The sequence below is a fragment of the Streptomyces stelliscabiei genome (genome assembly GCF_014873495.1).
Taxonomy (GTDB): Bacteria; Actinomycetota; Actinomycetes; order Streptomycetales; family Streptomycetaceae; genus Streptomyces; species Streptomyces bottropensis.
The window spans coordinates 103,720-122,268 of the sequence record NZ_JADBGF010000001.1; the positions used below are offsets into that span (position 1 = coordinate 103,720).

Genomic DNA, 18,549 nt, shown 5'->3' on the forward strand with positions numbered 1-18,549 from the left:
CCAGTAGGGACGGTTCTCTTGGCGGGAAACCCAACTACCAGGGGCTTCATCCGTCTGTCAGACGCACTGCCCAGCCGACGTCGTTGGAAAGGGCTCAGTGCGTCCCAGCTCGGTTCGGGCGGGACTCCTCCTCGTCGCTTCATGCCTGGCGGTTCGGAGCAGTTCCGCGCGTTCCTCCTCGCCGGTACCGCCCCACACACCCGACATCTGTGCGGTGCCGAGGGCGTAGGACAGACACTCGACCCTCACCGGGCAGCGGGCGCAGACGCGTTTGGCGGCGGCGACCTCCCGCAGCGCCGGCCCGGTGGTGCCCACGGGGAAGAACAGCTCGGGGTCCTCGCCCACGCAGGCGGCAGCGCGCAACCATTTCATCTCATTCCACGGCACAACTTTGCCTTCTTTGCTGTAGAACGTGATTTTTCGTCATCCGAAGTTCCCCAGCTGTATCTGGAGACCGACCTTACTCATTTCTCACTGAGTGCCCGCCCAGTCGCCCGTCGTCAGGCTTTATAGGTGAGCGCATATTGCTCAGCCGGTGTATCCCCGCCGAAATCCTTCAAGCTGAATTCGACCTTGCCGTTGTCGCGCAAGACGTTCGATACCTCGGTCTTCCACAGGGTGATCGGCTTCCCCTTGGACCTGCCGACCACTCCCCTGAATTCGTCGCCGCTGAAGGTAGACCTCCTGGATGTCTTTGGCCAGTGCTGCCGATTGCTTGCCGGTTCCGAGCGCCATGGTTCCGGTCGGGAGGCTGTCGAGAGTGGGCCCTTTACACCTCCAAGGTCCGCCACCGCAGCTCGCACATGCCAGGCGCCGAAGGACACATTCACACGCTCCGGTGCCCGTGGCCCCGATAGGAGTGAGGTGGATCTCGAGGTCTGCCACGCATTGTCGAACCAGGCCCGGGTTACGGGATTGGGAAGCGGCGGCCGCTGGGACCTGACTGATCGCCGCATGCACCCAGCTGCGGCGCGCCCGCCCGCCCGCCCGCTCGTCCGCGGCCTGCGGCATCCGGAAGACGCGCCGCGGACGTGCCGCACCTGCTCCTTCGCGACGGCCTGCGTTGGCCGGCGCGATGGTGTGTACGGTGCATCAGCTGAGGGGAAGGGTTGTGTCGCGCAGCGTGGCCAGGGCTGGGGCGTACATGCGGGCCTTGATGGTGCCGATGGTGGCCCCCGCTCTGCTCGCCTGTGACTGGGCCAGTGCGATGGCTGCCGTACGTACGTCGTTCTCGGCAGCCACTCGGTCGACGATGCCGGCGGCCACCGCGTCTGCTCCGCCGTAGCGGTGCGCGGTGAGCATGGCCCGGTGCGCGGTGTGCGGGCCCAGCCGTGCCTGGATGAGTGCGGACATGCCAGGGGTGAAAGGGATGTCGATGTCCGCCTCGGGCAGGCACCAGTACCCGCGGTCTGCGCGCATGATGCGGAAGTCGTGAGCGAGGGAGAACATCGCCCCGGCCGCGAAGGCATGTCCCTGCAGAGCCGCAACGGTGATCACTGGCAGGGACAGCATGCGCGCGAAGAGCTCCTGGACGCGGACGACGTAGTCGGGGTGCTCGTCCAGGTGGGCGAGCAGCCACTCCAGGTCCAGGCCGTTGGAGTAGAACTTTCCCTGTGCGGCGGTCACCAGAGCGCGCGGGCCTGTCTCTTTCTCGACCTTGTCCAGCGCGGTGGCCACGGAGGCGAGCCAGTCGGGGTGGAAGCGATTCTCACCGTCTCCGAGGTCGAGAACGAAAACGTCGTCGTGACGATCGAGCGTGGGCATCTGACTCCTTCAAGTAAGGCGGGATCGGGTGTAGGGACGAAGTTCGGCGAGGCGCTTCACCGGTTCCCCAGGCGTGACGCTCGCAGCGAGGCTCGGGCGCGCCTGCTGTCACGAAGCCCCAGCGGCGCCGGCCTCGCCGTCTGTTCACCTTCACGTCCTTCACGGACGTGCCCTCGATCAGCTGCGTGCGTAGGGCGCTGGCCCGGGCCAGGGATTTGAGCCGGGTGCCCCGGTTGCCTTCTGCGGCCAGGCTTGGCCTCTGGGGCGTTGGCGCAGAGGTGGCCCTCCGCCCAGATGGTCAGGGCGGTCAGGGGGATGAGGAGCGCCTTGCCGTGGGAGGCGAGCGTGTAGACGGTGCTTGTGGGTGTGCCCGGGTGGGCGGTTCGGGTCACGAGGCCGAGGGTGGTCAGTTCCCGAAGGCGTCGGGTGAGCAGGCCGTCGCTGAGGCCGGGGAGGCGCTCGCGCAGCTGGGCGACATCGGCCGGGCCCTTGGCGAGGGCAGTGACGATCAGTCCGGTTCCGAGTCTGCCCAGCAGGGAGGAGGCCCGGGTGAGGGCCACAAGGGGTTCGGGCAGTTGCGGAGGGTTGGGTTGGTGCGGCGGGTGAGGATGCGGCGACGTCATGGCCGGTTCCTTCCTGGTACGGCGCGGGGCATCGCGGTGCGGCCCTCGCGCCGTACGACGTGTTGGATGTGTCGGGGGTCGGTTGGGGGTTATGCCGTCGCCTTGGCCGTGTCGTGGTCTGTGCCGTCGGTCTGCGGGTGTTCGGCGGCCGTGCCCGGCTTGCCGGTCCGGCGCAGGAGGAGGGTGACGACGACGGCGGCCAGGATGGTGGTCGCGGCGCCGCTGATGAGGGCGAGGTGCATGCCGGAGGCGAAGGCGTCGCGGGCCCGTTCGATCAGTGCGGGGTTGCCCGTGGCGTGGCCGATGTGGTTGGCGGCGGCCAGGGAGGAGCGGGCGGCTTGCGCGACGGGGGCGGGGAGGCCGCCGGTGTCGAGGGAGTCACGGTACTGGGCGTTCATGAGGCTGCCGAGGACGGCGATGCCCAGGGCGCCGCCGAGTTCGCGTGAGAGGTCGTTCACGGCGGATCCCACGTTCTGCAGACGTGGCGGCAGGGCGTCGGTGATCGCCGCGGTGGCCGGCGTCGTGGCCAGGCCCATACCCGCGCCGAGCGGCAGGAGTCCGGCGACGACCAGCCAGTACGAACTGCCGGCGTCGAGCTGGGCCAGCACGACCAGGCCGGTGGTGACCAGGACCAGGCCGACGGTCCAGGGGCGGCGTATGCCTCGCCGGGCGACCAGGAGCGGGCTGAGGCGGGCGCTGGGGATCATCGCCGCGGACATGGGCAGCACGCTCACCGCGGCCATCAGTGCGCTGTCACCGCGCACCAGCTGGAGGTACTGCATGGTGACGAAGATGAACCCGAAGAACGCGAAGAACTGCAGTGTGGTCGAGATCGATCCTGCCGCGAACAGTTTGTTGCGGAACAGCCGCGGGTCGAGCAGGGGGTGCGGGTGCCTGAGCTCCCAGGCCACGAAGGCGACCAGGACGGCGAGGCCGAGGGCTATGCCTGCCAGGGTGCGCGTGCTGCCCCAGCCGTGCTCGGGTGCCTCGATGACCGAGTAGACCAGCACGCCCAGCCCTGCCACGGTGAGAGCCGCTCCGGTCACATCGATGCGCTGTCTGCCCGGCTGCGCGGACTCCGGCACGAAGAGGTAGGTGCCGATGAACGCCACCGCGGCCATGACGGTGTTCAGCCAGAACACCGATCGCCACGACCACGCCTCGAGCAGAATTCCGGAGGCGAGCAGTCCCAGTGCGGCGCTGGCGCCCGCGACCCCCGCCCAGATGCTGATGGCACGCGCCTGCTGGCCGCGGGGAAACGTGCTGGTGATCGTGGACAGCGTGGCGGGCATGACGAACGCGGCGGCAACGCCCAGCACCGCACGAAGGGCGATCAGGACGCCCGGCTCGGTCGTGAAGGTCGCGGCCAGCGATACTGCGCCGAACACCGCGACGCCGCCGAGCAGCGCCCGGCGACGGCCGAAGCGGTCGCCGAGGGTCGCGGCGAACAGCAGGAACGAAGCGAAGATCAGGCTGTAGGAGTCGATGATCCACGACAGCTGGGTCTGGTTGGCGTGCGTCTCGCGGGCGATGTCGGGCAACGCCACGCTCAGCGACGCCATGGCCGATACGACGGTCGCCAGCGCCAGGCAGGTCACGGCCAGAACGGCACCGGGGCGCAAGGCGCGCACCGGTCCGCCGGCCTGCTCCGCAATGCTGGAGTCGGACATGAGGGAATCTCCTTTGAACGGAACGAAACTGGTGGGCGGGCGGCGCGGTGGGACTCGCCGCACCTGCCGGGGGGTCAGCTGGTCACGACGTCGCCGAGGCTGCGGCGCGGGCTGAGACCCGGCGTGCGCTCGGGGTGACCGATACGGAAGGACAGCAGGCCCATCGAGGCGGGGCGGCCCAGCAGGGCGGCCCAGCGGGCGGAGAAGACGTCGGGGCTGCCGGCCGCGGTGTCGCGGTCGATGCGTTCGGTGATCTGGTTCATGTGGTGCAGGCCCAGGCCGAGCATGGTTGCGGTGAGGTGCAACCGGGCCAGCAGCCGTCCGCCGCTGACCTGGGCGGTTCTGTCGGTGACGTCGTCGACGGCGATGACGCCGTAGGCGGCGGCGGTCGCGGTGTGCACCTCGCGGGTGGCCTTGACCCAGTAGGCGTCGCCGTCCTCGCGGGACTGCGCGGGGAGGAGTTTCGCGGCGAACAAGGTCAGCCCGCCCAGTCCCTGACCGTCGAGGGTGAGCCCGTCGCGGTGCCTGTCGATGCTGCCGCGCGAGCTGCGGAACCAGGTGAAGGCCTCCGTCGACTGCGCGGTGTCCGCGGTGATCGCCTCGGTGGCCTCGACATAGAGCCGGCCCAGCCGCTCCCGCGCCTGCTCGTCGGTGATCCACAGCACGCTCGCCCCCTCGATGCGGGAACTCTGTTCGGTGAAGCCGCTGACGTCGACGGGTGCGGAGGTGTACGGGCCGCGGTTGGTGTGCCGGTGCGGAATCGCAGCGGCGAGGTCACGGTCCTTTCTGGTGCGGGCCTTGCTGAGTACGATGCGCGCGACATGGTCCGATACCGGGCCGTCCGGGAAGAGGGCGACGTCGGCGGTGAATCCGGCCGGTCCGGCGGCGATCACCATGTTCTCGACGGCGCAGCCGAGTCCGGCGAAGTGTTCACGGCCGCTCGCGTCGTTGAGCGGCATCCGCCGGCTCGGGTCGGAGTGGACGTCGATGGTGTCGCCGTCGACGATCATTCGCCAGGGCTGGGTGTTGTGCGGGTTGCACGCGAGGACGCCGGCGGCGACCACCCGCTCGACGCCGGACATCGAGGTCCAGTCGTGCCAGAGGTCGTACGGATCACCGGACCCGGCGCTGAAGGCTCCGTTGGTGACAGCCCGGAGTCCGCCGACGCCCACGCCGAGGCCGGCGACCGAGCCGATGCCGAGGCCGGTCAGCTTCAGCGCGTCCCTGCGAGTGAAGGTGATCTCCGGGGGTTCGTCCGTGACGGTGTTCGTGGCCATTGCGTCTCTCCTGTCGCCCGACCCCGGGTTGTGCCAGGAGAATCGCGTCGCACAGGGTGCCGGCGCACCACCCCGCCGCGAGATGTACCCGGGGTGGTGGAGCTGGCAGAATCAGCGTCCGGTTGCGGTACCGGGCCGCAGGTCGGGAGCGTCGTGACGTCGGACATACCCAGGCGGCCACTGCTGGCCGTGAAACAGGTGATCCACCCGCCCAGCGGGTTCCCTGTACGCCATGGCCCCCACCCGTTACGTGCTGACGCTGCGCGGACCGATCGCCCGCACTCTGCTGGACGTGATCAGCACCAGGTTCGACCATGTGTCCGCGCCCGGCGCGGACGGCACCGTACTGATCGTCGAGAACATCGACCAGGCATCACTACGCGCCCTGCTGACCCTGCTCTGGGACACCAACCACGACGTACTGGCCTTTGAAGAGACAGCGACCTGAGATGTCCCCTGGAGAAACGGCGGCTCTACCGGTAGTTGAGCTCGGCGAGTTCGGTGGCGAGCTTCCTGGGCATGGCCGTGTGGCCGAGCAGCGGCAGCGCGATGTTGCGGACCCCTCGGACCAGGGGGTTACGGGTGGTGGCCACGCGGGTCATGCGGTGGGTGAAGGCGACCACGCGCTGGGCTACGGGGCGGCGTTGCGCGTCGTAGCCGTCGAGCCGGCCGGTGGCGAGCGCCCGGCCCAGGGTGTAGCCGTCCTGGATGCCGGTGTTCATTCCCTGACCGCCGGCGGGGCTGTGCACATGGGCGGCGTCGCCGGCCAGCAGCAGACGGCCGGCGCGGAAGCGGTCGGCTACCCGGTGGTGCACCCGGAACCGTGACGACCATGCCAGACCGGTGACCTTGGCCTGGCCGGGGGCGCGCTCGTCGAGCACCCGCTGGACGAAGTCGAGGTCCGGTGCGGCGGGCGCGTCGTCCACGGTGGCGACGACCCGGTAGTGGCCTCCGGGAAGCGGGGCGACGACGGCGAGTCCCGCGGTGCCGAACGTCAGCGAGACTTCGTCCGGCCCCGGGGCCCAATCCATCACCACGTCGGCGAGCACGAAGGACTCGGCGTAGGCGTTGCCGGTGAAACCGATGCCCGCCGCCTCACGCACGATGCTGTGCATGCCGTCGGCGCCGACGGCATGGGCGGCGCGCAGAGTCTCCCCCGTGGCCATGGTGAGCGTCACGCCTTCCTCGTCCTGGACGACGGACGCGACCTCGTAGGGGCGGTGCACATCGCCGCCGAGCGCCCGCAGCCGGTCCAGCAGCACGCTCTCGGTCTCGTACTGCGGAACCATCAGCGTGTACGGATGGGGCGTGGGCAGCTTGTCGAACGGCACCGTCAGCAGCCGCCGCACGCCGTCACGGACGGCGAACCGGGTGACCTTAACGCCTCGCGCGATCAGCTCGTCGGAGGCTCCCAGCTCGTCCAGGACCTCCAGCGTGCGGGCGTGCACAACGGCGGCGCGCGAAGTGTTGGCACCCTCCGCCAGCTTGTCCAGGACAACGAAGTCGATGCCTGCGGAAGCCAGCGTGACGGCGAGCGCGAGACCGGCCGGTCCGGCGCCGACGACGGCGACTTCGGTGCGGGCGGGAAGTGCGGTGGCGTTCATGGCGGAGCCTTCCGTTACTTGATTCGGGAAGCAGGTCAACAGGCGTTGGCCGACGCCTGTTGACAGGATGCTCGAACTCTCGGCCAGAGTCAACACGCGTTGGCCCACAATCGTTGGCTTGGTGTCGGGCCCCGGCACGGAGCGGCCTCGCGGACGGGCGAGGCCACGCTCGTACGGACCGCAAACCGGGCTACTGACAGCAGCGATCCGCACGGTGGCTGCCGGCGCCGTCATCGACCGGTCACCACGCTCCGCTCCGCGGCAAGGCCTCACTCTTCGGCACGGTCCGCCCCACCGGACCTTTCGGTACGGGCGGTTGCCCCTTTCGAGACCGAAGCGGCCCGTGCACAGGGTGACGGGCCGCACCCCCCGGTCCCGGCGAGCTCGTCGCTCACCGCCCACGGCGGCAGGGAGAAGCGGGAGACGCGCCGCTTCGACGGCTGGGAACCGAGCCAGCCGGGCGACTGAGCGGGTGACGCGCAACATAGGCACCGTTTACTCAGTCGCGCGCGAGCCGAGGCCGCAAACATCGGTGCTGAGGGAATCCGCCCGGCCGGATGCTCATCCGGTTCGGAAAGCAAGCTGCTCAAGCGGCTGTGCGCCGCAGCAGGCCAACTCTGTTCCCTCCCGCCCACCGAAGTCTCCGGGAGTTCCCGTGGCCGCCTACCTCGACAGACTCGCCCGCCTGGCGTTCCGACGACGCCGGATCATCGTTTTCCTCTGGCTGGCTCTTCTGGCCCTGGTAGGTCTGGGCGCGGCGACAGCGCCCACCGCCACGTCGTCGTCCTTTTCCCTGCCCGGCACAGAATCACAAAGGGCCCTCGACCTGCTGGAGCAGCGCATGCCCGGCAGTCATGCCGACGGCGCCACGGCCCGCGTCGTCCTGCGCGTCCCCGCGGACACCAAGATCACCACAAGAGCACAGCAGAGCGCGGTGCAGGAGGTGATCGACGACCTGCGTGCCGGGTCCCCTCAGGTCGCCTCGGTGGCCGACCCGTACGAAACCGGAGCGGTCTCGAAGGACGGCTCGACCGCGTTCGTGACCGTCACCTACGACGCCACCGCACCGCAGATCACGGATACCACCCGAGAGGCGCTCGACGAAGCCGGTGCGCGGGCGGAGCACGACGGCATGCACGTCGAGATCGGCGGCGACGCCCTCGCCGTTTCGCCCGAACCGGGCGCGGGCGAGATCATCGGCGTCGTCATCGCCGGCGTCGTCCTCGCCATCACCTTCGGCTCCCTGGTGGCGGCCGGTCTCCCGCTGATGACGGCCATCGTCGGCGTCGGGATCGGCATCTCCACCATCACGGCGCTGAGCAGCATGCTGGACCTGGGTTCCACCACCTCCACCCTGGCCATGATGATCGGGCTTGCCGTGGGAATCGACTACGCGCTGTTCATCGTCTCCCGGTACCGAGCAGAAACGGCCGAGGGCAAAGACGGCGAAGAAGCCGTCGGCCACGCCGTCGGCACCGCAGGCTCCGCCGTCGTCTTCGCCGGTCTGACCGTGATCATCGCCCTGGCCGGCCTGTCCGTGGTGGGCATCCCCGCACTGACCAAGATGGGCCTGGCCGCCGCCGGCACCGTACTCATCGCCGTCCTGATCGCCCTGACCCTCATACCCGCACTCCTCGGGTTCGCAGGGAAGCGGATCACCGGCCGCAAGAAGAGCGACGGACCCCGGGCACGCCCTCAACGCAATGGAGGCACCCGCTGGGCACACTTCGTCCTGCGGCGCCCCCGGCAAGTGCTCCTGCTGGGCGTGCTGGGACTCGGGGCCATCGCCCTTCCCGCCTCGTCCCTGGAACTCGGCCTGCCCGACGACGGGGCGCAGTCCACCGGCACCACCCAGCGCAGGGCATACGACCTGCTGTCCGACCGCTTCGGGCCCGGCGTCAACGGCCCTCTGCTGGTGGTCGTCGACGGAGACAAGGCGACAGCCGACCAAACGGTGACGACCCTCAAGAAGATCCCGGGCGCCGCGGCCATCAGTGCGCCCACGGCCAACGCCGCCGGCGACACATCCGTCATCACGGTCGTCCCCGCACACCGTCCTTCTTCCGAGTCCACCGAACATCTCGTTCAGGAAATCCGCAAAGAGGCCGGACACAACGTCCTGGTCACCGGAACGACGGCCCTCAACATCGACTTCTCACAGAAGATGAACAGCGCACTGATGCCCTACCTCGCGCTGGTCATAGGGCTGGCGTTCATCCTGCTCATGATCGTCTTCCGCTCGGTCCTCGTGCCCCTCAAGGCAGCGCTGGGCTTCCTGTTGTCGGTGACCGCCGCACTGGGCGCCGTCGTGGCCGTCTTCCAGTGGGGATGGCTGGGTTCCCTCTTGGGAGTCGAGCAGACCGGGCCCATCGTCTCGATGATGCCGATCTTCATGGTGGGCGTCGTCTTCGGACTGGCCATGGACTACGAGGTCTTCCTGGTCACCCGGATGCGCGAGGCCTACGTGCACGGCGAGCAGCCCCACACGGCGATCGTCACCGGCTTCAGGCACGGCGCGCGGGTGGTCACAGCTGCCGCCGTCATCATGATCGCTGTCTTCGCGGGCTTCATAGGCTCGGGTGAGCCCATGATCAAAATGATCGGTTTCGGACTGGCCATCGCGGTGTTCTTCGACGCCTTCGTCGTCCGCATGGCCATCGTTCCCGCAGTCCTGGCTCTGCTGGGCCAGAAAGCCTGGTGGCTGCCCCGTCGACTGGATGCGCTACTGCCGGACATCGACATCGAGGGAGCAAAGCTCTCGGGCTCGTTCGCACCCCTCGCATCTACCGACCTTGACGCGACAGTCGACGAGCGCCCAGAAGTCGATCAGCGCGTTGCTTCGTGAAGCCGAAGACTCGGTCCGGCTGCCGGCCCAGGCCAATAGCCGATCCGGAACCATAAACGGGGCCTCCGGCAGACGGGTTCTCGACAGACCCGGACCGGCCGGAGGCTTCCTTGTCTGCCGCGTCGGGCTCTGAGGGGTCCGTCTTCACTCCGTGCTTCCTCGCCGCTCAAGTCCAGCGCAGGAGTCCTGAACGGGGACGACTATCTCGTCAGCGCGGTCAGCCGCGACGCGCATCGCACCGCCGCCATCTGGCACTACCGTCGACGCCGCCCGGCCGGCGAGGAGCGTCACCCTCGACCATCGCCTCCGGTGGAGCCTGCCGATCCACGGACCCGCATCGTGAAGCGGTGCACCCGGGTTTGCCGAATGGGACCGACGGCTCTGCCGGCGCATGGTGAGGGAATGAACGCACACGCGAGGCCGGCGAGCGTAAGCAACCAGGCCCATCCAGGCGACGGTTGGACTCACATTCATCCCGCCTACGTTTCGATCGTCCCCCCACTGCCAGACATGGCGTCGGTTTCGTCCTTCAGCCTGTCGCCGCCGTGAAGTCGGTCAGGCGCCTCAGGAGGTTCTCCACGGCATCGAGGAGCGGGTCGCCGTCTGTCCCGGTGTGACGGGTCAGAGCGATCTCGACCTCCGGGAGGGCAGGAAGCCCATCGGTTGCCGTCCCCGGTTCCACGTTCGCCGGGAGCAGGGCGGTGGCACCGAGGCCAGCACGCACGGCGGCTTGAACTGCGCCCAGAGCCGTGCTCTCGAAGACGACATCCCATCGGATCCCTGCGGCTTCCAGGGCGTCGAACACGGGAATCCGCCAGCGGCACGGCTGGGAGAAGAGCACGAGCGGCAGTGGATCCTGGCGCAGGTCGAGAGTCTGCGCGGCAGACCAGGCCAGCGGGAGGCGGGCCGTCCAGCGAGGCGCCTCGGCCAGGTAGAAGGGATCACACAGGGCCAGCTGGATCCGCCCCTCGGCGAGGGACTGCTTCATCAAGGGGCCGGGGCCGGTCACCAGTTCCAGCTTGGCGCCCGGGTGAAGGCCACTGAAATCACTCAGCGCCTCGACCAGCGACGGCGTCACGAAGTCCTCCATCAACCCCACACCACAGTGTCCGGTGACAACCGGGCCGGCCGCCGCGAGCCCTTGCGCGGACAGAGCGAGGATCCGCTCGGCGTAGGGCAGGAAGATCTCTCCGGACTTGGTCAGGGACACACCGGTCGTCCCGCGGTGCAGCAGTCGCTGGCCCACGGTGCGTTCGAGCCTGCGGAGCTGGTTGCTGAGAGCGGGCTGGCTGTGACCGAGGGCCGCGGCGGCACGGCTGATGCTTCCGGACCGCACGGAGCTGACGAATGCGCGCAGCAGTGCCGTTTCGAGATCGGGGGCCATAACGACATGCTATGCCCCCTCTGTTCAGGGAGGGGGTTCCGCTCGTTTCGGCCCATCGGTAGCGTCGCTCCTATGCTCTACTTTCATGTCGATGTCTTCAGCGGAACGCCTTTCAGCGGGAACAGTCTTGCTGTTTTTCCCGGTGCAGCAGGCCTGAACGGATCCCAAATGCAGCGGATCACCGAGGAAATGCGTCACTTCGAATCCATCTTCCTCGATCAGAAGGGTGAGGCGGGCGACGCATGGCGAGCACGGGTGTTCGATCTCAGTGAGGAGCTGGATTTCGCAGGGCATCCGGTCATCGGGGCGGCAAGCGTTCTGCATGCCGTGGCGGGCGGCGACACCAGCCGTACATGGTCGCTCGAGCTGAAGGCCCGCACGGTGGAGGTGGTCACGGAGCGCCGTGGCCACGGGAGGTACGCGAGCGTTCTCGACCAGGGCCCTCCGCAATTCCTCGGGCAGCCCGTGCTGAACGACCTGGCCTCCTGGTTCTGCCTGGACGAGGAGGACCTCCACGCCGAACTGCGTCCCGAGATCGTCTCGACCGGGCTGCGCTATTTGATCGTTCCCGTGCGGACGGGAGCGCTGGAGCGGGCCAGGATCACGTCCGACATCGCAGGACCGCTGGCCAAGGTCGGAGCGCAGTTCGCCTACCTTCTGGACGCCGACGCCCTGGAAGGACGGCACTGGAACAACGACGGCGTCGTCGAGGATGTGGCCACCGGCAGCGCCGCAGGGTGTGTGGCCGCCTACCTCCGCCGGCACGGACGGCTCGGGGACGGCGACCGGCAGGTGCTGCGCCAGGGCCAGTTCTGTGGCCGCCCCAGCGAAATGACGATCAGCGCCCATGGCGGCCCGCAGGACATCGCCTCCGTGCGAGTCGGCGGAGAGGTCGCCGTCGTCGCCCAGGGGTGCCTCGAAGGGCTGCCGCAGTGATCGGCGGGCCCGCCTACTTCGGGCCGCAGGAGATCCGCAGCACGGTCGGCTACGGGGACGTGCTGGAGCCCGTCGCTGCCGCCCTGCGTGACTACAGCCGAGGGCTCGGGGACGCGCCGGTGGCCGTATTCGCTCCTGCCGGTCCCGAAGGCGACGTCCACGTGAAGTCGGCGTGGCTGCCGGGCCGGCAGGTCTTCACCGTCAAGGTCGCCTCATGGTTCCAGGAGCGTGCACGTCGCGGAGGAACGCCCACGAGCGGCGTCATCGCCGTCTTCGACGCGACGACCGGTGACCTGCGGGCGCTCCTGGACGACGAGCACCACCTCTCGGACGTGCGGACGGCCGCCGCGGGAGCTCTTGCCGTGCGGATGATGGCGCGGCCCGACTCCCGCGTCCTCGGAGTCATCGGCACCGGCACTCAGGCTTACCTTCAGACGCTCGCTGCGGCCGACGAACTCCCGCTGCGCGAGGTACGCGTGTGGGGACGGCATACGTCCCATGTCCAGCCGCTCGCCGCCGCGTTGCATGCCAGGCGGCCGGATCTGTGCGTCATCGGCGTGGACAGCGCCCAGGCCGCGCTCGACGGCGCCGACGTGGTGGTGACGGCGACCTCCAGCACCGAACCGCTGGTGCGCGCGTCATGGCTGACACCCGGAGTGCACATCAACGCCGTGGGCGCCGACGATCCGACGAAGGCGGAGCTGACATCCGACAGCCTGAGGCGGGCGGACCGGATCGTGGTCGACAGCCGTGAACTCACCGCCATCCACGGCGATCTGTCACGGCTCGCGGAAGAGGACCGCCGGGTCAACGCGGAACTCGGTGAGGTCCTCGCCGGATCGGCACCCGGCCGGGAGAGCGACGAGGAAATCACCATCTGCAAACTCATCGGCCTCGGCGTCCAGGATCTGGCCGCCGCGGAAGTCGCCCTCACCATGCTCGGGGCGCCGCGCGATCTCGCAGCCATTCCGGCCCACGCACGGGAGGTTCACCGGTAGGCGGTGAAGACTGGGGCATCGAGGACCGAGCAACGATGGCTCATCTCGGGCGGATTCCAGACGCTGACGACGAAGGCATGACGTCGGAATCGACCTCACGAGGGAGCTGTCATGACATTCCTTGCCCTCGATGAGATCCGCGCCACCGGTCGACGCCTGGACAACGTCGCCCTGCGCACTCCCCTCCTGGCGTGCAGTCACTGCCCATTCCGAACCAAGCCTGAAGGACAGCACGTGCCGGCGCCGGAGATGTACCGCGTCGGGCGACCTTGGACACTGCGGACATAGGGGCGTGTTCTTCCCTGGGCGTGGCATGGAACTGAAGAACTGCTGGATCACGGATATTGAGCATGCACTACTCACATCTTTTCGCCACCAGTCTGATATCGATGAACACATGCGCCGAGTAATGCAGAGCAGGTTGGGTGGCCCGGACGTTCTCGAGGTTGTCGAGGTTGAGGTGCCGCAACCAGGACCAACAGAGGTCCTGGTCGAGGTGAAGGCCGCCGGCGTGAATCCCGTCGACTGGAAGATGCGCACCGGCGGAGGCTTGGGTGACCTGCCCTTCTCGGTCGGCTGGGACGTCTCTGGAACGGTGGCTGCCGTAGGAGCCGGTGTGACGCGCTTCAGGCCGGGAGACGAGGTCTTCGGAATGCCACGGTTTCCCGCCGAGGCAGGAGCGTACGCGGAGTTCGTGACCGCTCCATCGAGACACCTTGCTCTCAAGCCGCCGGGCATGAGCCATCTCCAGGCGGCGGGCCTGCCCCTGGCGGGTCTTACCGCTTGGCAGGCACTGGTGACGGTGGCCAGGGTAGCTGCCGGAGAGCGGGTACTCATTCCGGCCGCGGCCGGAGGCGTGGGCCACCTCGCCGTTCAGATCGCCAAGGCTCACGGCGCCTATGTCATCGCAACCGCCAGCGGGGCAAAGCACGATTTCGTCAGAGGTCTTGGCGCCGACGAGGTCATCGACTACAGGAACTCCGAAGTGAGCTCCCAGGTGAGAGACGTCGATGTTCTTCTGGCTACCGTCGCTGGGCAGATTCGAGGGCTGGTGGAGGTATTGGTGCCCGGCGGCCGGGTCGTCGCACTCAACGGCGCCGATGCGGAGACAGTCCAGTGGGCCGCAGACAACGGTCTCCGGGCTGATTTCATGCTCGTGGAGCCTGACCGCGCCGACCTGGAGGTCCTGGCTTCTCTCGCCGCCGAAGGTCGGCTCACGGTCCGCATCGACAGAGTATTTCCTCTTGGCCAGGTGATCGACGCCCACCAACTGGGCGAGGAAGGCCGAACCACGGGGAAGATCATTCTGACTCCATAGATGAATGCCCGCGCCAAGAACGTGCCGCGCCGCAAGCCGACACAAGCGTCGGCAGAGAGACGCCGATCATGGCTCCGAGGCATCCACCTGGAAGTAGCGACAGCCGCGGTCGGCGGCGGATACGGGATCGGTGGGTGACGAGCGCGCGGTGGATGCCGTGGCCGCGCCACTCCTTCACGGTTCCGCCGCCCCACGGACTCGTGAACTGCGTGCCCGGGCGGAATTCCGGCCGGGTCCTGCGACCGCCTGGTCCCCCGCCATCGCCACGGCCATGTGGACGTCTGTCGCATGGCTGGTGTGATCACGGGGTCGGAGTCGTCCTGGAAAGTCCCGCTCACGGGCTGAGTTCGCGTCAGTTCGGCAAACTGATCACCGCGTTGCGGCGCGAAGGCGCGGACCCCGTCCGCCAGGGCCGGCCCTGGAGCCTGCCGCGCCTATACTGACAGTGAGAATGTGACTGGTGGTTCTGCTGGTGAGCCTGACTCACTTACTGACAGTGTGTCGACGTGTCAAGCAGCTCAACGTCACGCTGGAGTGGGCTCTCGGCCCGCCTCTGCGGCCTGGCTCCGCCGCCGAGCAACAGGCCGCGGACGCCCCTGGCCCACGCAGTCCGGCCCGTGAGCAGACGGCGAAGACAGTCTGAACCAGCGCAGCGGGAATCGGCAGAACGATCTTCAACAGCAAGTCCAGAAGATGGGTCACCGAAAGAACGGGCAGACTCACCAGACAGGGCAGCGACCATGCGTCTCCGGCGGCCTCGTTCCTCCTGGCTCCCCTGCAGCAGAGCTGAGAACCGCGAGCGGCCCGCCGTACCGGTGTTCCTGGTGCGGCGGGCCGTTCTCTGTTCGGGTGGCCGGCCCTGGGTCGGCCTCACGCGAGGAGAGCCCGGAGGGGGTTCAGACCCCGGGAGTGGGGGTCATCCGGTGGCGAGGGTGGTCCACTTCTGGTTGGAGCCGCCGTTGCAGTCCCACAGCACGAGCTGTGTGCCGTTGGTCGCGGAGGCGCCCGGAACGTCGAGGCAGCGGCCGGAGGCGGGGTTGCGGTAGCCGCCGTTGTGGGGCTGCCAGACCTGGTTGGCGCCGCCGTGGCAGGCCCAGATCTGCACCTTGGTGCCGTTGGCGGTGCTCCCGCCGACGGCGTCGAGGCATTTGCCCATGGAGCGCAGGGTGCCGTCGGTGTAGGCGGACCAGTACTGGTTGCCGCTGTCGCCGCAGTTCCACGTCTGGACGGCGGTCCCGTCGGCGGTGCCGGCACCGTTGACGTCCATGCACTTGCCGGCGATGCCGGACTGCACGCGTGCGGGTGCGGGGGCGGGGTTCCTCAGCCACCCTGCGCTGTCCGCGGCCTGAACGCCGCGGTGGAAGGCATCGGCCATCTTCTGGTAGCCCGCGTCGTTGGGATGCAGGGTGTCGGCCAGGTCGGCCGTGGTCAGGCCGCTCATGTCGACGTAGGCGACGCGCTTGCCTGCGGACTGTGCGTCCCTCACGATCTGCGGGATCGCCTGGTTGTACGCGCCCCGGTACTGCTCCTCCGAGCCGCTCGTGGACACGACCAGGGAGGCCACCAGGACGGTCGCGTCGGGGGCGGCGACGGTGACCTGGTCGACCAGCGACCTCAGCCGGGCGGTGGCGGTGGAGACCTGGTAGCTCTCGTTGAGATCGTTGGTGCCGATGTGCAGCGTCACGACGTTGGGCCGGTAACGGGTCAGTGAGGCGTCGGTGAGTGCGGCGACCTGGTGGATCTTGTATCCGGAGTGGCCTTCGTTGTCGGGGTCGGACATCGGGCCGCTCCGTCCCGTGCCCACGAAGTCCAGCGGATGTCCGTCCGCCGCAAGCCTGTTCCACAACGGCGCGCGGTAGCCGTTGCCGGTGCTGCTCCCCACGCCCCAGGTGATCGAGTCACCCAACGGCATGACCCGCAAAGGGGTGTCGGAGGCGGCGGAGGCAGGGGCCGCACCCGCCGCCGTCACCCCGAGCGCGGCGGCGACAAGCGTGACCAGGGGGAAGATCCAGGGCTTTCTCATACAGGCGTCCTCTTCTGCGAGTGATGGTGAATCAGCGGGTGGGGGATGGCCGTTGGTGCCGGTCACTCGGCACCTGTTTTGCTACCGATCTGGGCCGGACAGCTCAGCTCCGTCCTCACTGGGAGTCCCGGCGGCTCACAGCGCGAGGATCTGCCCGTCCTGCTTGGAGCCGCCGGTGGAGGGCCACCGGGTGACCTTGGCACCGTCCGCGGGGAAGCGTCCTTGACGTCGGCGCACCAGCCGTTGCGGACGTTGACGAACTGGTAGTAGCCATTGATCGAAGGCACCAGCCTCCACGGCTGGTTGTCGCCGCCGTCGCCGGTTCACTGGTTGAGTCCGTCGCCCTGGCCGGAACCGCCCGGGCTCTGCCGGTTCGCTCCGGGGCCACTGGATGACCGCGCCGCCGTCTGCGGTCCAGGCGCCATTGACGTCCGTCACCTTGCCGCTCTCGCGGGTTCACCAGCCGGACGGTCCCGGCGTCCGCGCTGAAGGGACGGTCGTGGACCCCGAGGTTGCGGATCGAGGCCCGGACGCCGGAGGGCAGCCCGCTGACCGTCACCCGTGAGCAGCGTGCCTGAGCGCGGGGGCGAAACGGCGGCGGCAACCGTCATGGCGGCCACGCCGGGCGGCACGCCGCGCCGACTGATCGGTCCGACAACGTTCCTCTCCTGACTCTTCCCAGAACAACACGGACGGTGTGAGCTTCTGGTTCGGAGCAACGTGTGGAGGGCCGTCGCGGTAGTGGACCGCATACCAGCGCATACACGGGTGCATCGGATGTATTGGGGGGCTTTAGCGATACCTACCGGTCACCGCGTCGCCCGCAAGGGCAGCGAGTCCTCGGCGAGGCACAGCACGAAAACGCCCGTTGGTACAACCCTCGTCCCAGCGTTCGTCCGGGTAGGGCTTGTACCCGTCGAGGACGGAGGTCCGGTTGTGCTGCCACCGGGGACCAGGACGCGAAGGCACTGGCGGTGGCGGGCGACAGCCCGCTCGGCAGCCGCCCCGAGGTTGTGCCACAAATGTCAACGGTCGGCGACTTGCGTCGCCTGCGGTGCCCCGGCTGTGGCGGCGTCACCGCCCCGCTTCATGGCGCGGGCATCCGCGCGTGGCGCGCGGACGACCGTACGAGGGTACGGACGTCCGTGCGCCGCGCGCGTGTGGTCTGCTGCTCGGCAGGTACGAAGGCGGGCGCCTGCAGTACGCCGGCCGCACCACCACCCTCACCCGGACGGCAAGCGCTGCGGTCGCCGGCCAGATCGTTTCGGCGCGGCGCGGTCATCCGTGGGCGGGCTGGTCGTTCTCGGCAGGTTGGGGCAGCCGCGAGACGCTGAACGTCACGTTGGTGGAACCCGAACTGGTGGTGGAAGTCGGCGTCGACGTCGCCCGCGACGCTGCGGGCCGGTGGCGCCACCTCGCCCGCCTGCACCGCGCCCGCCCCGACCACTCCCCCGCCGACGTCCCCCTCCGGACGCCACCGCCGCGCCGACGGCCATGACAGCACAAGCGGTCGATCCGCTCCGGGGGAGCCGCTGATTCGCAGCCGCACGGGTGACGCACCAGAGGGATCCAACTTCCCGCTCCGGACGACGCGTGGCGGCGCACCACCCGCTGGTCAGCCGTGGTCGAGCTCATGGTTGGGGCGATGGTCAGGGCGTGTCGCCGGAGTAGTAGAAGCGGCAGCTGACACCGGGGCCGGGTGTGCGGGATTCGCCCGGGTGCGGGTCGTACAGCGACCGGCCTCCGGGGAACTGTCCGAGCTCGGTGGACAGGGCCACCCCGTCGTCGACTTCCACGGTCCGCCATCCGTGGATGTCCAGCAGCAGACCATCCAGCGGTCCGCCGACCAGTTCGGCGTAGGTCCGGTGCGGGAGCGGGCCGGAGTCGGGGGCGTCGTGGTCGTGTCCGTAGACGCGGCCGTTCAGCAGCTGCTCGTCACCGTTCATCCGGCCAGCCTTCCAGCCGCCACCGACAACGCGGGTCCCGCGCCGACCCCAAGCGGTGGAAGGGGCCTCTTCCCCACGGCCATCGCGCGGGAAAGAGGTGTCGTCGTCGCAAGAAGGCTTGCCCACCCGGGCTGACCGAGGACAACGACCGGTGTCCGATT

The 18,549-nt window shown here is 68.8% G+C and carries 15 protein-coding genes and 2 pseudogenes; 7 read left to right on the forward strand and 10 right to left on the reverse strand.

Annotated elements, in window-relative coordinates:
* Window positions 1-123: 123 nt before the first annotated feature.
* The 6 genes and pseudogenes from H4687_RS00465 to H4687_RS45945 form a co-directional block, all read right to left on the reverse strand.
* Window positions 124-372 (reverse strand): annotated as a pseudogene (locus tag H4687_RS00465) (WhiB family transcriptional regulator); the annotation flags it as partial.
* 128 nt (window positions 373-500) lie between these two features.
* Window positions 501-650 carry a hypothetical protein gene (locus tag H4687_RS00470; protein WP_159392252.1) on the reverse strand — a complete coding sequence of 50 codons (150 nt, stop codon included), beginning with the start codon at window positions 648-650 and terminating at the stop codon, window positions 501-503.
* 442 nt (window positions 651-1,092) lie between these two features.
* A complete protein-coding gene (locus tag H4687_RS00475; RefSeq protein ID WP_046919703.1) occupies window positions 1,093-1,764 on the reverse strand; it encodes an enoyl-CoA hydratase-related protein in 672 nt (223 codons plus the stop codon).
* Window positions 1,765-1,820: 56 nt separating this feature from the next.
* Entirely contained in the window at window positions 1,821-2,387 is a 567-nt protein-coding gene (locus H4687_RS00480; RefSeq protein WP_078907680.1) for a winged helix-turn-helix transcriptional regulator, read from the reverse strand.
* A gap of 89 nt (window positions 2,388-2,476) precedes the next feature.
* Window positions 2,477-4,057 (reverse strand): MFS transporter, encoded by a 1,581-nt coding sequence (locus H4687_RS00485; protein WP_097248609.1) that lies wholly within the window; start codon window positions 4,055-4,057, stop codon window positions 2,477-2,479.
* Between the two features lie 74 nt (window positions 4,058-4,131).
* Window positions 4,132-5,334: an Acg family FMN-binding oxidoreductase gene (locus tag H4687_RS45945; protein ID WP_225966541.1), complete on the reverse strand. Its 1,203-nt coding sequence runs from the start codon at window positions 5,332-5,334 to the stop codon at window positions 4,132-4,134.
* 232 nt (window positions 5,335-5,566) lie between these two features.
* Here H4687_RS45945 and H4687_RS00495 point away from each other — a divergent pair, with 232 nt between their 5' ends.
* Window positions 5,567-5,782 (forward strand): hypothetical protein, encoded by a 216-nt coding sequence (locus H4687_RS00495; RefSeq protein WP_046918366.1) that lies wholly within the window; start codon window positions 5,567-5,569, stop codon window positions 5,780-5,782.
* Between the two features lie 25 nt (window positions 5,783-5,807).
* Here H4687_RS00495 and H4687_RS00500 read toward each other — a convergent pair whose 3' ends face one another.
* Complete coding sequence (locus tag H4687_RS00500) at window positions 5,808-6,938, reverse strand: FAD-dependent oxidoreductase (protein ID WP_046918365.1); 1,131 nt, start codon at window positions 6,936-6,938, stop codon at window positions 5,808-5,810.
* Window positions 6,939-7,593: 655 nt separating this feature from the next.
* Here H4687_RS00500 and H4687_RS00505 point away from each other — a divergent pair.
* Window positions 7,594-9,783 (forward strand): MMPL family transporter, encoded by a 2,190-nt coding sequence (locus H4687_RS00505; RefSeq protein ID WP_078907682.1) that lies wholly within the window; start codon window positions 7,594-7,596, stop codon window positions 9,781-9,783.
* Between the two features lie 529 nt (window positions 9,784-10,312).
* Here the strand turns inward: H4687_RS00505 and H4687_RS00510 are convergent.
* A complete protein-coding gene (locus H4687_RS00510) occupies window positions 10,313-11,167 on the reverse strand; it encodes a LysR family transcriptional regulator (protein WP_046918364.1) in 855 nt (284 codons plus the stop codon).
* Between the two features lie 72 nt (window positions 11,168-11,239).
* Here H4687_RS00510 and H4687_RS00515 point away from each other — a divergent pair, with 72 nt between their 5' ends.
* The 4 genes and pseudogenes from H4687_RS00515 to H4687_RS00530 all read left to right on the forward strand — a co-directional run.
* On the forward strand, window positions 11,240-12,103 hold the full coding sequence (locus H4687_RS00515; protein ID WP_046918363.1) for a PhzF family phenazine biosynthesis protein: 864 nt from the start codon (window positions 11,240-11,242) through the stop codon (window positions 12,101-12,103).
* Window positions 12,100-13,101 carry an ornithine cyclodeaminase family protein gene (locus H4687_RS00520; RefSeq protein WP_046918362.1) on the forward strand — a complete coding sequence of 334 codons (1,002 nt, stop codon included), beginning with the start codon at window positions 12,100-12,102 and terminating at the stop codon, window positions 13,099-13,101. The genes H4687_RS00515 and H4687_RS00520 overlap by 4 nt, the downstream gene beginning before the upstream one ends.
* 397 nt (window positions 13,102-13,498) lie before the next feature.
* Entirely contained in the window at window positions 13,499-14,419 is a 921-nt protein-coding gene (locus tag H4687_RS00525) for an NADP-dependent oxidoreductase (RefSeq protein WP_046918361.1), read from the forward strand.
* A 288-nt stretch (window positions 14,420-14,707) separates the two neighbouring features.
* A pseudogene (locus H4687_RS00530) lies at window positions 14,708-14,850 on the forward strand (IS5/IS1182 family transposase); the annotation flags it as partial.
* A gap of 485 nt (window positions 14,851-15,335) precedes the next feature.
* Here the strand turns inward: H4687_RS00530 and H4687_RS00535 are convergent.
* Complete coding sequence (locus H4687_RS00535) at window positions 15,336-16,442, reverse strand: ricin-type beta-trefoil lectin domain protein (protein ID WP_046918360.1); 1,107 nt, start codon at window positions 16,440-16,442, stop codon at window positions 15,336-15,338.
* Window positions 16,443-17,550: 1,108 nt separating this feature from the next.
* On the opposite strand from H4687_RS00535, the gene H4687_RS00545 reads away from it, so the two are divergent.
* Window positions 17,551-17,940: a hypothetical protein gene (locus H4687_RS00545; protein WP_233443815.1), complete on the forward strand. Its 390-nt coding sequence runs from the start codon at window positions 17,551-17,553 to the stop codon at window positions 17,938-17,940.
* Between the two features lie 151 nt (window positions 17,941-18,091).
* On the opposite strand, the gene H4687_RS00550 is transcribed toward H4687_RS00545, so the two are convergent.
* Window positions 18,092-18,388 carry a hypothetical protein gene (locus H4687_RS00550; RefSeq protein ID WP_050399732.1) on the reverse strand — a complete coding sequence of 99 codons (297 nt, stop codon included), beginning with the start codon at window positions 18,386-18,388 and terminating at the stop codon, window positions 18,092-18,094.
* Between the last annotated feature and the right edge of the window lie 161 nt (window positions 18,389-18,549).